We start from the raw sequence: 13,525 nt of genomic DNA, 5'->3' as shown, positions 1-13,525 counted from the left end.
ATTAACAATCAGTTGAAGCATAGCTTGATCAGTTTTACACGGACTATGTAGAGACTTAACTAAACCGGCCTTGTCTGATCCAAGACCGCTGACTTTATCAGGTATATCATGACCGAATCTTTTGCAGCCCTCTTTGAAGAAAGTGAATTAAACCTCAATGTAGAAAAGGGTGCAGTCATCCAAGGTGTTGTTGTTAGCATCGATAGTGACTGGGTAACTGTTGACACTGGCCTTAAATCTGAAGGCGTTGTTGACCGTACTGAATTTTTAAATGATCAACGTGAACTTGAAGTTCAAGTTGGTGATACTGTTGACGTTGTTGTTGAAGCGCTTGACAACGGTATGGGTCAAACAGTTTTGTCACGTGAAAAAGCTAAACGTGCTGAAACTTGGACTAAACTTGAAAAAATCTTTGAAGACGGCGAAATCGTTACTGGTGTTATCTCTGGTAAAGTAAAAGGCGGTTTCACTGTTGACATCGGTCCAGTTCGTGCGTTCCTACCAGGTTCATTGGTTGACACTCGTCCTATCCGTGACACGACTCACCTTGAAGGTAAAGAGCTCGAGTTCAAAGTAATCAAGCTTGATGCAAAACGCAACAACGTTGTTGTTTCTCGTCGTGCGGTAATGGAAGCTGAATCTTCAGCTGACCGTGAAGCGCTTCTTGCTCAGCTTGAAGAAGGTCAAACTGTTACTGGTACCATCAAAAACCTTACTGATTACGGCGCGTTCGTTGATCTTGGCGGTATTGATGGTCTTCTTCACATTACAGACATGGCTTGGAAACGTATCAAGCATCCATCTGAAGTGGTTGAAGTGGGTCAAGAAGTTACTGTTAAAGTACTTAAATTTGACCGCGAGCGTAACCGTGTATCACTAGGTCTTAAACAACTTGGTGAAGATCCATGGTTAGCGATCATGAGCCGTTACCCTAAAGGTTCTATCGTTAAAGCACGTGTAACTAACTTGACTGACTACGGTTGCTTCGCAGAAATCGCTGAAGGCGTTGAAGGTCTTGTTCACGTATCTGAAATGGACCACACTAACAAAAACATCCACCCATCTAAAGTTGTTCAGATTGGTGACGAAGTTGATGTTATGGTTCTTGAAGTGGACGAAGAGCGTCGTCGTATTTCTCTTGGTATCAAACAAACTCGTGCTAACCCATGGGAAGAGTTTGCTAAAGCACACGAGAAAGGCGAAAAAGTTTCTGGTACGATCAAGTCAATCACTGACTTCGGTATCTTCATCGGTTTACCAGGTGGTATCGACGGTCTAGTACACTTGTCTGATATTTCTTGGAACGAACAAGGCGAAGAAGCTATCCGTCGTTACAAGAAAGGTGACACTGTTGAAGCGGTTATCTTGTCTGTAGACGCTGAAGGCAACCGTATCAGCCTTGGTATCAAGCAATTGAACAGCGATCCATTCAACGATTTCTTAGCTGCGAACGAACGTGGTGCGTTGGTTAAAGGTACTGTAACTGCTGTAGACGCTAAAGGCGCTACTGTTAAGTTAGGTGACGAAATCGAAGCGACACTAAAAGCATCTGAAATCAACCGTGATCGCGTTGAAGATGCAACTAAGTTCCTAGAAGTTGGTCAAGAAGTTGAAGCGAAAATCATCAACGTAGATCGTAAATCTCGCTCTATCAACTTGTCTATCAAAGCGAAAGACGAAGCTGAAGAGAAAGAAGCGGTTGCGAACCTTCGTACAGCTTCTGTATCTCAAGACAATGGTCCTAAGACTATTGGTGACTTGATTAAAGCGCAAATGAAATAAGTACTGTTAAAAAAGTACGGTTAGTGTAACTAATTGGTACTTTTTATACAATTACTGTAAACGGTAGCGTAGTATTAGTGTACTGCGCTACCGTTTTGTATTTAAACAGGTTATTATAAAACTTAATTCAAAGCAGCAATAATTAAAGAGGTCATCGATGACTACTGAAGCACTTAACAAGTCTGACTTAATAGAACGTATTGCTTTAAAAAATCCACATTTGGCTGAACCTTTGGTTGAAGAAGCAGTCAGAATCATGATCGACCAAATGATCGATGCATTATCAAATGATAATCGTATCGAGATTCGTGGTTTTGGGAGCTTTGCGTTGCATCATAGAGAACCTCGTGTAGGCCGTAACCCTAAAACAGGCAGATCGGTTGAAGTTGCTGCAAAAGCTGTTCCTCATTTTAAGCCCGGTAAAGCACTTCGTGATGCCGTGAATGAGGCAATTACTAAATAAATTATAAACTCAATAAAATGAGGTCTTTATGCGTTATATACTTGTCGCATTACTCGTTATTTTGTTCGGATATTCATTAGCATTGGTACTTCAAAATCCAACAGAATTACCGGTCGACTTATTGTTTACTCAAGTTCCTGCTATGCGATTGGGCTTGTTACTCTTACTGACTTTGGTGCTCGGCGTTGTCATCGGCCTATTGTTAGGGGTGTTAGTCTTTAAGGTAATCCAGAAAAGCTGGGAAATTAAAAGACTACGTAAAGATATTGAATACTTACGTAAAGAGCAGATTCAAACTGCTCAGATCGCTGCTGCCGAGGCCGCAGCCAGTGTAAGACATGAAAAAACCGTATTAGATGTGCAACCTGAACCTCAAAACCGTAATCCACTTTAAATAGCATACAGACTAGTTTTTTAAGTTGTGATGATTACAAATAAAATGGCTCTCTTATCTAAGGGCCATTTTTTTATTTAATTCCGAGAAAGCGTAAAATTGCAGTGGTGCCTACGGCTGAAAGAATGACAAATACCAAAGAGCCATTTTTCCAAGCAATACCGATTGCCACGAGCACACCGATTAGCTTACTCATTCCACTAAACTGATCTTGTTCAAATAACGTGTTAAAAACGGCTAACGTGAATAACAATACGCATGCAGCATCAGACATGAGTTGTTTGTGTTTTTCTTGAAACGAAATTTGGTGGGCAAGGTAGAAGCCAGTATAACGAATCAGATAAGTACCCGCTGAAAGCACGATTATTCCAATAAAAATAATGATTTCATTAGTATTCATTTTGATTTTCTTCCGAGTAAAAGGCCCAACATTGAAACTAAAACAGGCAATCCTGTTGCAAGAAACGGGATTGAGGTCAGCGAAAGTCCTGCACCAAGAAAAGCGCGTTTCCGGGTGGTCTTGTTTTTTAACATCGGCATGATAAGCGCAAATAAAATTGCTGGAAAAGCGGCATCGATACCAAACGCATAAATATCTGGAATAAATCGACCCAAAATATAGCCTAAGATAACGCCTAAAGGCCAAAAAATTGCAACGCAAATACCGCAGAACCAGTAGGCCTTAGCTTTGAGTGCCAGATCCGATTGACTTAAACCGAACATGACACTTTCGTCATTCATAATATGGCAGGCCAAAAATTTTAAACGATTATTTTGGATAAATTCTGCGACTGATAAGCCAAAAGGCAAGTGACGTAAATTAATCAGGATACCTGTACATGCCGCAAAAATTGGATGTGCACCAGAAGCAACCATACCAATAAAAGTAAACTCTGCCGCGCCCGCTAAAACACTCACAGATAACAGTACTGGAATCCACATAGGAAGCCCAAAGCTGGCAGCGACCGAGCCAAGTGATAGACCAACGATACCAATCGCAATTGAAATTAATATGATGGCTTTAGCGAGAGAAATGTATGTTTTGGTTGACATGATTGTTTTTTATATCAAACGAACGTACGTTATAATAGTTTATTCTACATCGTTCGTCAAAACGAACAATCGTTTTTTATGGTGAGTTATGTCGTTGCCCATTGAAATTGTCTCTAAAAATTTACAGCGAGAAAGACAAAAAGCTAGTTTGTCACTGGCAGAAGTAGCACGGCGCGCTGGAGTTGCAAAATCTACCTTATCGCAACTTGAAGCTGCTCAAGGTAATCCAAGCCTTGAGACATTATGGGCGCTGTGTGTTGCACTGGATATTCCTTTTGCAAAATTAATGGAAAGTCATAGCCCCCAGACTCAAATTATTCGATTTGGCGAGGGGCCATCGGTTTCATCCGAAGTAGCGCACTATCAGGCCATCCTTCTTGCGGTATGTCCGACGGGTGCTCGTCGAGACCTATATATTTTAACCACGCAACCGGGAGAACCAAGATTAAGTCATCCACATCCGATTGGAAGTGTTGAGCACATTGTCATTATGAAAGGGCAAGCCAGAGTGGGGCTGACATCTGAGCCTAAGATTCTGAACGAGGGTGATTACATTTGTTATCCGGCCGATCAGGAACACATTTTTGAGGCGCTTGAAGCAGATACGCGTGCAATACTGATCTCTGAACAAAGATAAGGTCGATTGGACTTGTCTTAGACGCTTTTTTTAATAAAAACCACATTCATGCTTTGTGCAAAGCATGAATACATCTATAATTACCCGAATTTTAAGCTGTGGAATTAGATTCGTGAGTATTATTGTTGCCTTAGACGCAAAGAGCCAATATGACGCTTTGAGCATTGTAGATCAGCTCGATCCATCACTTTGTCGTGTCAAAGTAGGCAAGGAGCTATTTACTCACGATGGGCCGCAAACAGTCAGAATTTTGCAAGATCGCGGTTTTGAACTATTCCTCGATTTGAAATTTCATGACATTCCAAACACCACAGCACAAGCCGTATGTGCGGCAGCAGATTTGGGGGTGTGGATGGTGAACGTTCATGCCTCGGGTGGTCGTAAAATGATGGAAACCTGCGTTGAACGTCTTAAAGCAGGAAACTATCAGACACAACTGATTGCCGTGACTGTATTAACCTCGATGGGTCGTGAAGATTTACGTGATATTGGTCTAGATATTGAGCCGTCTGAACAGGTAAAACGCTTAGCTCAACTTACTAAAGAAAGCGGTCTTGATGGTGTGGTATGTTCGGCGCAAGAAGCAAAGATGTTGCGTGATCTTTTAGGTCAAGATTTTGCGTTGGTGACCCCAGGTATTCGACCTGAAGGCGCCAATGCTGATGATCAAAAGCGCATCGTGACACCGAAACAGGCCATGCTGGATGGCTCGACGCACTTGGTGATTGGTCGCCCAATCACGCGTGCAGAAAATCCAAATGAAATGCTCAAAAGTATTTTATCTAGCCTTGCTTAAAGCATAAGCACCAAACTCATCAGAATTGGTGCAAGCAATGACAGAATAATGCCGCTGACCATCGCATACGGCACATAATGTGTGCCGCATGACTGCTTGACCATGGCCAGCGTAGCATCCATCGATGTAGCGCCTGCGCTAGAAATTGCCGAGCGAGGGAATCGCCAGCCAAAACAATACATCAACAATATTGCAAAAATTTCGCGAAACAGATCGGTCAAGAGCGCCATTCCACCGAGTTCACTAGAATGTAGCTGTGTCAGTAAAATACCAGACATCGAGTACCAGCCGTACCCTTGGGAGAGCGCGAAGGTCTCTTTAAGTGAAAGGTCATGTAGAAAGTAATGACATCCCAACGCTGCCAAGCAAGACCCTAAAATTGCAGCACATGGCACCACCAGTATTTTCCAGCTGAGCCATGATCTGTCTAAGCGTGTAAAAGCCAGTTCAATCCCAATGAGGAAAATAAACAATAACAATAAATACCAGCTATTAAAGTGCGGATCCCAGTTTTGCCATAAACAGATGGCGCCAATAGCTCCCCCTAGCATTAAGGCCAGACAGGCATGACTGATATTTTTAATTGCGTTTAAAAATAGTGAAAATGAAATTTTACCTTGCACGCTATCACGATCTAAAAGCTGATAGGCAAGCATACACACTACAAACGAAGCACATGTGGTCGTGAAAGCCAGAATCAGCGCAGTTGGCAAAATTTGTTGTGGATCTTTGAGCTGATGAAATGCAAAGCTAAATTCAAAAGCGACCGCCATAAGTAGCAAATAAGAAAAATAAGGCAGTACTTTAAATACGAGCTTCTGCAATGTTTGAGATAAACGAGGCCCCAAAAAATAACCCAGAGTACCTACAATTAAAATTTGTGTAATAAGAAGAAGAGATTGCATGAAATAAGTAAGCTGTAGACAACTTACTTATTATGACGATCATCAATTATACTGCAATCTTTTTTGCATCCCGACTTGACCAGAGATGATAATCCGCGATATCAACTTTACGGGTTTGAAGCCAGTATTGCCAAGTATACGTTGGCCAGAGTGAAAAGTTTTTTCCTTCTTGGGTTTGATACCAACTGACACATCCTCCTGCTTGCCATACCGTACCTTGCAATTGCTGTTGAATTTTTTGATTGAATCGATCTTGTTGTTCTTGTTTAACCTCAATGGCGCTGCATTGTGACAGATCGACTTTTCTAATTAACTGTAGAATATACTCGACTTGTGATTCAATCATGAAAATCACTGAATTATGACCCAATACGGTATTGGGGCCGAGTAACTGAAACAGATTTGGAAAGCCTGCTGTACAAATACCATAATAGCTTTCTGGACCATTTTTCCACGCTGTTTTGAGTTCGATATTTTGCTTGCCATAGCATTCAAACTTTTTTAGATAAATGCGCGGATCGGTTACAAAGCCCGTGCCATAGATCAAACAGTCAATGGGGCGTTCTTTACCGTCATTGGTCACTATGCTATGTGCTTTTAATTCCCGAATGCCGTCTGTAACAAGTTCTACATTTTCTCGATTAAACGTCGGGAAGTATTTGTTCGATATTAGAATTCGCTTACACCCCATGACAAAATCGGGTGTAAGTTTTTGGGCAAGTTGTTTATCTTTTACCTGATAACGAATAAATGCTTCTGCCAGTTTTTGCCCGTATTTCATAATGGTGGGTTTAACAATCGGTACAACCCGCGATTCATTACTCCAGTACAGTCGAGTACGATGCAGCTTGCGATACGCTTCAGAGTGTTTAAATAATGCTTGATCCAGCTTTGAATAACGTCGTTCATCGCGCGGAATAACCCATGCTGCAGTGCGCTGCATCACGTAAAGCTGTTTGACTTGAGGTGCAATTTCGGGGATATATTGAATTGCACTACCACCTGTGCCAATCGATGCAACATGTTTATTACTTAGATCGTAGCTGTGATCCCATTGAGATGAGTGAAACACTTTTCCTTTGAATGTTTCAATGCCTTGAATATGCGGGATTTGCGGAACATGTAAAGGCCCCGAAGCAAAAATTAAGAATTGGGCTTGAAGTGGTGCTTGGTCTTTAATGTCGATATGCCAATAACATCCATCTTCATCATATTTTGCGCAAATGACTTCATGTTCAAAACGACAAAATTCTTTGAATTGATAACGCGCTGCTAGATCTTGCATATATCCAAAAATTTCATCGGCTTCTGCATAGCGTTTAGACCAGTCAGTTTTGGGAGCGAATGAAAGGGAATACATATGCGACTGAACATCGCAGGCTGCCCCTGGATACTGATTGTCTCGCCATGTTCCACCTAAATCTGCTGCTTTTTCTAACACGACAAAATCACGAATATTGTTTTGGAGTAGTCGAATGGCCATGGCTAAACCGCCAAAACCTGCTCCAATAATGGCAATCTTTATTGTTTGAATCTTTTGATGGGATGCATGCTGCATGATTTATTCCTTGGTTAAACCTTAAGCATGAGATTAAAGACTGCTATCTGTAAATTCCATGATTGCACTGCCATTAAAATTGATAGATTCGGCAATTAAAATTAATTGGTATTTATAGTAAAACATTTTGGTAGTTTTAATATAGTTGAAAGAATGAAGCGCTCCATCCTCGGACTTATGTATCTTATCCAAGGTATGCGAAATGCGGGTATCGACGTAGATACACGCTTGGCATCCATTGGAATTAAGCTCGATGCAATCGATCCGAACTCGATCATTCATGACTCACTTGAGTGGGACATCCAGTATGTGATTGGAAAAGATGTTGCGCCTGAAAACGGACTGTTTATTGGGCAGCATTATGCATTGGCAGGTTATGGCCCTCTATTGATGCTGCTTGTTACGAGTGACAGTATCCGCACAGCGATTTGTAAAGGCATTGAATATCAAAAACTGACTCATCTTTCAGGTGAACTAGACCTAATCACGACCACAGCAAAAACTTCTTTGGTATACCGACCATCAGATTTAAACTCTTCAATAGGTTTGCTCAGAGCACAGTGTGAAGTCTCAGGCACTTATAAATTTATTCAAGATATTTATAAAATGATGGGGCTCATGGCGCCAGAGATTCGGGTTGAATTGCCATTTTCAGCACCTCAGGATCTTCAAATACTGCATCAATATTACGATTATTATGGTCCTAATCTGCATTTTGGCCATACGTGTGCGGCTTTTAGTCTTGATGCGGATGTGTTGGATGTAACAATTCCATCTGCCGATGCAATTACGCATCGTGTATATGAGGTGAAATGCCAGACAGAAATTGATCGCTTAAATGCCGAGCAAAAAAAGCAACCACTGCTCGTGCAGCAAGTGCATGATTATCTGGAGTTACAACAAGGTGTTATTCCAACGATGGCAGAAACGGCTTTTGCGCTAAATATACCTGAGCGAACACTTCGACACCAATTACAGCAACACGATACCAGCTATAAAAAAATACGTGAACAATTAATTAAGGATAAAGCACTCAAACTTATGGAATATAAAGAATACTCAATTGAAATGATTGCTGAATTGCTTGGTTACTCTGAACCTGCTGCATTTAATCATGCGTTTAAGCGATGGTTTGGACAAAGCCCCCGGCGCTATGGTAAATAAGTTGTGTTGCATTATGCAGCTAAAGTTCTATATGTATTCAACCAACATCTAATATACTTTTCATCAGACCCAGATAGCACAGAACGATATGTCAAATAGTAGCGCTTCGCACAATACCGCTTTTACGCCCTTATCGCCAGCAGAACGCTATGCACAAGCGCTAGCGTCCGGACAATTCATGCCAGATGAAGCTCAAGCCCAAGCGGTCAGTGAGCTTGAGCGTGTTTGGCAAGAACTGTTAAATCGTTATAAGGCATCTAAAAAGGCTTTTCGCCGTTTTCGCCGTCAAACTTCACCAAAAGGTGTATATATGTGGGGCGGTGTTGGACGTGGCAAAACTTGGCTGATGGATCAATTTTTTGAGTCAATTCCATTTCGTCGTAAAACACGCATGCATTTTCATCATTTCATGCAGCATGTACATCGTGAGCTCAACAAGCTTTCGGGGCAGCGTAATCCTCTCGATCAAGTTGCAGACAAAATTTATAAAGATGCCGTGATTATCTGCTTTGATGAGTTTTTTGTATCGAATGTCACCGATGCTATGATCTTAAGTGACCTGTTTCAAAAGCTGTTTGCGCGTGGCGTGACTTTGGTGGCTACCTCCAATATTGCACCGGAAGGATTATATAAAAACGGTATTCACCGTGATCGCTTTTTACCTACCATCGATTTATTGCAAAAAAACTGTACTATTTTAAATGTCGATGCAGGTGTGGATTATCGACTTCGTGTTCTCAAGCAGGCACAGCTGTTTAAATATCCGTTAAGTGCCGATGCAAGTGAGTGGATGACACAGCGTTTTGAGGCAATTACCCGTTCACAAACGGTTTCTCAAGAGCTGATTACCATTAATAACCGGATTGTCGAAACCTTAGGCCATACCGAAGATGTACTGTGGTGTGAATTTTCAGAATTGTGTGTTAAGCCACGTAGTCCAGCCGATTTTATTGAGATTGCCAATATCTACAATACAGTCTTGGTAAGCAATGTTCCGCATCTTAATGATTACCTCTCCGAAGGCACACGTCGTTTTATTTATCTGGTTGATGAATTTTACGATCGCGGCGTAAAGCTCCTACTTACTTCGCAAGATTCAATTATTGAGTTATACGAAGGCGAGAAACTGGCGTTTGAAATTGAGCGAACCCGTTCGCGTTTGCTTGAAATGCAGTCGGACGATTATTTACACGCAGCTCACCGACAAATTGATGACGCAAAAACATCATAATTAAAGATAAGGCATTCATTTTGAATGCCTTATTATATTTAAATCCACATAAAAATTATTTTTCAAATCTGTTTAATAATCTAAAAATTTTGCTATAACTAATCATGTTGTTTTGGATATGTTGAATAAACCAGCCAATTTTGGCTATTTTTTAACATGGATCATACTTTATATACTTTAAATCAAGAATTCAGTTTCTGAGATTGCAAGACACAACGAAGTAAATTGGGTGCTTAATTTTACTGTGAAATGTTTGTTATTTCACAATGTGATTCTGCTATTCAGGATGGTATAAATGGTTATACTAGAATCTCTTGTATAAAAAGTAGCAATATCAGGAAAGACGATGACGGCACGTATTCAAAAAGGCAAGCTCGCGATTGCGAAAGAACTTTACGATTTTATAGAAAATGAAGCGTTAACTGCTTCGGGGTTAGACAGTGAAACCTACTGGAAAAACTTTGAGCAGGTCGTTGTCGATCTAAGCCCAAAAAATAAGGCACTTTTGGCGAAGCGAGATGATTTACAAGCTCAAATTGATGAATGGCATCGCAATAACACATTTGAACTAGGTGCTTATAAAGCCTTTCTCAAAGAAATTGGTTATTTATTACCTGAAGTCGAAGATTTTCAAATTACCACAGAGAATGTGGATGAAGAAATTGCACTGCTGGCTGGACCACAATTGGTGGTTCCTGTGCGTAATGCACGCTATTCACTGAATGCTGCCAACGCGCGTTGGGGATCACTCTATGATGCGCTATATGGCTTTGATGTGATCTCTGAAGAAGGAGGAGCTGAGAAAGGCAAGGGATACAATCCTGCGCGTGGTGCCAAAGTGATTGCATTTGCAAAAAACTTTCTAGACGAAACATTCCCATTGGCACAAGGCTCTCATTCAGATGCAGTGAAATATAGCGTTGAGCACAATGCACTGGTGATTCAACTAAAATCTGGTGAAAACACGACCTTGAAACATGAAGCCTTATTTGTTGGTTTTAATGGCGATGAACAAGCACCAACTGAAATCGTGCTTAAAAATAATGGTTTACATGTCATTATCGAAATTGATGCGACCAGTCCAATTGGTCAAACAGATGCAGCAGGGGTGAAAGACCTTGTGCTTGAAGCTGCGATCACGACCATTCAGGATTTAGAAGATTCAGTCGCTGCGGTAGATGCAGAGGAAAAAGTCGAAGGTTATCGTAACTGGCTAGGGCTCATGCAAGGCACATTGCAAGAGTCAATTGAAAAAAATGGCAAAACTATCACACGTAAACTCAGTGAAGATCGTACATGTAAAAACTTGATTGGTGGAACCACAACTTTACATGGCCGTTCGTTGATGCTGCTACGTAATGTGGGGCACCTGATGACTAACCCTGCAATTTTGGTTGATGGTGAAGAAATTTACGAAGGTATTATGGATGCCTTGATTACGCCACTGCTTTCCGTGGTGGATATTAAAGGTCAAAATACCATTAAGAACTCGCGCAAAGGATCGATGTATATTGTAAAACCAAAAATGCATGGCCCAGAGGAGGTTGCATTTACGGTTGAGCTGTTTGAGCGCGTTGAAAAGGCGCTTGGCTTACCTGAAAAATCGCTCAAAGTCGGTATTATGGATGAAGAGCGTCGTACTTCAGTCAACCTGAAAAACTGTATTGCCCAAGCCAAAGATCGTACCATCTTTATTAATACAGGCTTCATGGACCGTACTGGTGATGAGATTCATACTTTCATGGAAGCCGGTCCTTTTGTTCGTAAGGGTGAGATCAAAGGACAAAAATGGTTCCCAGCTTATGAAAACCGCAATGTTATGATTGGTTTGCAAGCAGGTTTACGTGGAAAAGCACAAATTGGCAAGGGCATGTGGCCAAAACCAGACATGCTGCTAGACATGTATAACACCAAGATTGAACATCCTGAAGCAGGTGCATCATGTGCTTGGGTGCCTTCACCATCTGGTGCGGTGATCCATGCCATCCATTACCATCAGTGCAATGTCACAGAGCGTCAACAAGAGCTGTTAAGTACACAGCCGATTTCACTTGATGACTTGCTGACACCACCATTAGCCATAGAAACCAACTGGTCTGCCGATGAAATTACCAAAGAGCTAGAAAATAACTGCCAAGGTATTCTTGGTTATGTTGTACGCTGGGTTGATTTAGGTGTGGGTTGTTCGAAAGTGCCAGACATTAATAACGTTGGTCTAATGGAAGATCGCGCGACTTTACGTATTTCCTCACAGCACGTTGCAAACTGGCTGCGTCACGGTATCGTGACAAAATCACAGGTTGAAGAGGTGCTTAAGCGTATGGCGAAAGTAGTGGATGAACAAAATGCCAATGATCCAGAGTACACGCCGATGTCGCCTGGATTTGAAGGAATTGCATTCCAAGCTGCTTCAGATTTGATTTTTAAAGGTGGTGAACAACCTTCAGGTTATACCGAACCTCTACTACATGCTGCACGTTTAAAACTTAAAGGTTACACAGGCGACTAAGTAAGCTGCCGTGTGCCGCGAAAAGCCGCAACATATGTTGCGGCTTTTTTATCGATTTATGTGTAATCAATTGACCCTCAATCCGTCTCGGTTTTACACTAAGACACCAATCAAAATAGGTCATCAGATAACATTAATGTGTGCCAATTTTAAACCGTTGACATTGGAGCAATTGAAACAACAGCAGTTGCCCATGATTGATTTTGAATATGTGGATGAGGTTTATCCGGGCTATAGCTTGCCATTAATGTTTAAAAAAGACGGTGAATATCAATGGCGCGAGGTCATGTTTGGTCTAGTACCTAAATGGGCAACAGATCTTACGATCGCCAAGAAAACTTATAATGCCAGAAGTGAAACGCTACTACAGAAAGCAAGTTTTTTTGAGCCAACCACCAAATGTCAATTTGGCGTGATTCCAGTCACTGAGTTTTATGAAGCCAAATATATTCAAGGCAAACCACAGCGTTGGTGTGTAAGGCGTAAGGATAAAAAAGCGTTTTTTATTGCGGCACTTTATGAGATTTGCAAGATTGATGACCAGGTGATTCGTTCAGCGACCATGATTACCATGGATGCAAGTCATCATTGTTGATTTAAGTTGTTGTAATATAATATTAAAAATATTTTATTGTTATTTATTACTCACAATATTACTCACATTTATTTTTATTGAAAGAAAAAGGTCGCTATTTGCGACCTGTATTTTATGAACTTATCTTGTCGTCATCTGGCCTAACAATACATTCTAAAACATAACTATTCAACCAATAGTTTTTTCGCCCATCTTTTTTTGGCGATTGGATACGACCGTCATTAATTCTGGCATAAAGTTCCTTTTTTGAAATATTCATTCTCAAAGCAAACTCGGCAGTTGAAATACGACGTTCAGTATTTGTTAAATCAATTGCAATTCCCATAATCAACCTCCTTCAGCTTCTTCTGGTTCATATTCTTCATCAAATATTCTATTAAGAAATCTATTGAGTGATGGAGATGCTAATCGATCTTGCTCTGTCTCTTCACCGCAACA

Annotated in this window: 13 protein-coding genes and 1 pseudogene; 9 read left to right on the top strand and 5 right to left on the bottom strand. The window is 41.1% G+C overall.

Going from position 1 to position 13,525, the window contains the following annotated elements:
• Positions 1-108: 108 nt before the first annotated feature.
• The 3 genes from rpsA to ADA42_RS03000 all read left to right on the top strand — a co-directional run bounded on the left by rpsA (position 109) and on the right by ADA42_RS03000 (position 2,639).
• On the top strand, positions 109-1,782 hold the full coding sequence (rpsA, locus tag ADA42_RS03010; protein ID WP_004938702.1) for a 30S ribosomal protein S1: 1,674 nt from the start codon (positions 109-111) through the stop codon (positions 1,780-1,782).
• A 157-nt stretch (positions 1,783-1,939) separates the two neighbouring features.
• Complete coding sequence (locus ADA42_RS03005; RefSeq protein WP_004938699.1) at positions 1,940-2,245, top strand: integration host factor subunit beta; 306 nt, start codon at positions 1,940-1,942, stop codon at positions 2,243-2,245.
• A gap of 28 nt (positions 2,246-2,273) precedes the next feature.
• A complete protein-coding gene (locus tag ADA42_RS03000; protein WP_004938696.1) occupies positions 2,274-2,639 on the top strand; it encodes a lipopolysaccharide assembly protein LapA domain-containing protein in 366 nt (121 codons plus the stop codon).
• Between the two features lie 73 nt (positions 2,640-2,712).
• On the opposite strand, the gene ADA42_RS02995 is transcribed toward ADA42_RS03000, so the two are convergent.
• Complete coding sequence (locus tag ADA42_RS02995; protein WP_025095499.1) at positions 2,713-3,039, bottom strand: AzlD domain-containing protein; 327 nt, start codon at positions 3,037-3,039, stop codon at positions 2,713-2,715.
• Positions 3,036-3,692 (bottom strand): AzlC family ABC transporter permease, encoded by a 657-nt coding sequence (locus ADA42_RS02990; protein ID WP_048763535.1) that lies wholly within the window; start codon positions 3,690-3,692, stop codon positions 3,036-3,038. The genes ADA42_RS02995 and ADA42_RS02990 overlap by 4 nt, the downstream gene beginning before the upstream one ends.
• Positions 3,693-3,780: 88 nt before the next feature.
• On the opposite strand from ADA42_RS02990, the gene ADA42_RS02985 reads away from it, so the two are divergent.
• Entirely contained in the window at positions 3,781-4,329 is a 549-nt protein-coding gene (locus ADA42_RS02985) for a helix-turn-helix domain-containing protein (RefSeq protein ID WP_048763533.1), read from the top strand.
• 64 nt (positions 4,330-4,393) lie between these two features.
• Positions 4,394-5,125 (top strand): orotidine-5'-phosphate decarboxylase, encoded by a 732-nt coding sequence (gene pyrF / locus ADA42_RS02980; protein ID WP_004948107.1) that lies wholly within the window; start codon positions 4,394-4,396, stop codon positions 5,123-5,125.
• Here the strand turns inward: pyrF and ADA42_RS02975 are convergent.
• A complete protein-coding gene (locus ADA42_RS02975; RefSeq protein WP_025095503.1) occupies positions 5,122-6,030 on the bottom strand; it encodes a lysine exporter LysO family protein in 909 nt (302 codons plus the stop codon). The two genes, pyrF and ADA42_RS02975, sit on opposite strands and share 4 nt — an antisense overlap.
• 46 nt (positions 6,031-6,076) lie before the next feature.
• Complete coding sequence (locus ADA42_RS02970; RefSeq protein ID WP_048763531.1) at positions 6,077-7,588, bottom strand: flavin-containing monooxygenase; 1,512 nt, start codon at positions 7,586-7,588, stop codon at positions 6,077-6,079.
• A gap of 153 nt (positions 7,589-7,741) precedes the next feature.
• Here ADA42_RS02970 and ADA42_RS02965 point away from each other — a divergent pair, with 153 nt between their 5' ends.
• The 4 genes and pseudogenes from ADA42_RS02965 to ADA42_RS02950 all read left to right on the top strand — a co-directional run.
• Positions 7,742-8,752 carry an AraC family transcriptional regulator gene (locus ADA42_RS02965; protein ID WP_048763530.1) on the top strand — a complete coding sequence of 337 codons (1,011 nt, stop codon included), beginning with the start codon at positions 7,742-7,744 and terminating at the stop codon, positions 8,750-8,752.
• 88 nt (positions 8,753-8,840) lie between these two features.
• Positions 8,841-9,983, top strand: a complete 1,143-nt coding sequence (zapE, locus tag ADA42_RS02960; protein WP_048763528.1) for a cell division protein ZapE — start codon at positions 8,841-8,843, stop codon at positions 9,981-9,983.
• A 346-nt stretch (positions 9,984-10,329) separates the two neighbouring features.
• Positions 10,330-12,492 (top strand): malate synthase G, encoded by a 2,163-nt coding sequence (locus ADA42_RS02955; RefSeq protein ID WP_048763527.1) that lies wholly within the window; start codon positions 10,330-10,332, stop codon positions 12,490-12,492.
• Between the two features lie 136 nt (positions 12,493-12,628).
• Positions 12,629-13,081: pseudogene (locus tag ADA42_RS02950) on the top strand (SOS response-associated peptidase family protein); the annotation flags it as partial.
• Positions 13,082-13,199: 118 nt separating this feature from the next.
• Here the strand turns inward: ADA42_RS02950 and ADA42_RS02945 are convergent.
• Positions 13,200-13,412, bottom strand: a complete 213-nt coding sequence (locus tag ADA42_RS02945) for a hypothetical protein (protein WP_048763524.1) — start codon at positions 13,410-13,412, stop codon at positions 13,200-13,202.
• Between the last annotated feature and the right edge of the window lie 113 nt (positions 13,413-13,525).

It is taken from the genome of Acinetobacter sp. 243_ASPC, assembly GCF_001054715.1.
GTDB classification, from domain to species: Bacteria; Pseudomonadota; Gammaproteobacteria; order Pseudomonadales; family Moraxellaceae; genus Acinetobacter; species Acinetobacter soli.
Note: the sequence above shows the minus strand (reverse complement) of the source record. Positions and strands in the feature narration are given on the sequence as shown.

Bases quoted from the DNA above. Each gene is read 5' to 3' on its own strand.
- rpsA (WP_004938702.1), top strand. From the start codon at position 109: ATGACCGAATCTTTTGCAGCCCTCTTTGAAGAAAGTGAATTAAACCTC.
- ADA42_RS03005 (WP_004938699.1), top strand. From the start codon at position 1,940: ATGACTACTGAAGCACTTAACAAGTCTGACTTAATAGAACGTATTGCT.
- ADA42_RS03000 (WP_004938696.1), top strand. From the start codon at position 2,274: ATGCGTTATATACTTGTCGCATTACTCGTTATTTTGTTCGGATATTCA.
- ADA42_RS02995 (WP_025095499.1), bottom strand. From the start codon at position 3,039: ATGAATACTAATGAAATCATTATTTTTATTGGAATAATCGTGCTTTCA.
- ADA42_RS02990 (WP_048763535.1), bottom strand. From the start codon at position 3,692: ATGTCAACCAAAACATACATTTCTCTCGCTAAAGCCATCATATTAATT.
- ADA42_RS02985 (WP_048763533.1), top strand. From the start codon at position 3,781: ATGTCGTTGCCCATTGAAATTGTCTCTAAAAATTTACAGCGAGAAAGA.
- pyrF (WP_004948107.1), top strand. From the start codon at position 4,394: ATGAATACATCTATAATTACCCGAATTTTAAGCTGTGGAATTAGATTC.
- ADA42_RS02975 (WP_025095503.1), bottom strand. From the start codon at position 6,030: ATGCAATCTCTTCTTCTTATTACACAAATTTTAATTGTAGGTACTCTG.
- ADA42_RS02970 (WP_048763531.1), bottom strand. From the start codon at position 7,588: ATGCAGCATGCATCCCATCAAAAGATTCAAACAATAAAGATTGCCATT.
- ADA42_RS02965 (WP_048763530.1), top strand. From the start codon at position 7,742: ATGAAGCGCTCCATCCTCGGACTTATGTATCTTATCCAAGGTATGCGA.
- zapE (WP_048763528.1), top strand. From the start codon at position 8,841: ATGTCAAATAGTAGCGCTTCGCACAATACCGCTTTTACGCCCTTATCG.
- ADA42_RS02955 (WP_048763527.1), top strand. From the start codon at position 10,330: ATGACGGCACGTATTCAAAAAGGCAAGCTCGCGATTGCGAAAGAACTT.
- ADA42_RS02945 (WP_048763524.1), bottom strand. From the start codon at position 13,412: ATGGGAATTGCAATTGATTTAACAAATACTGAACGTCGTATTTCAACT.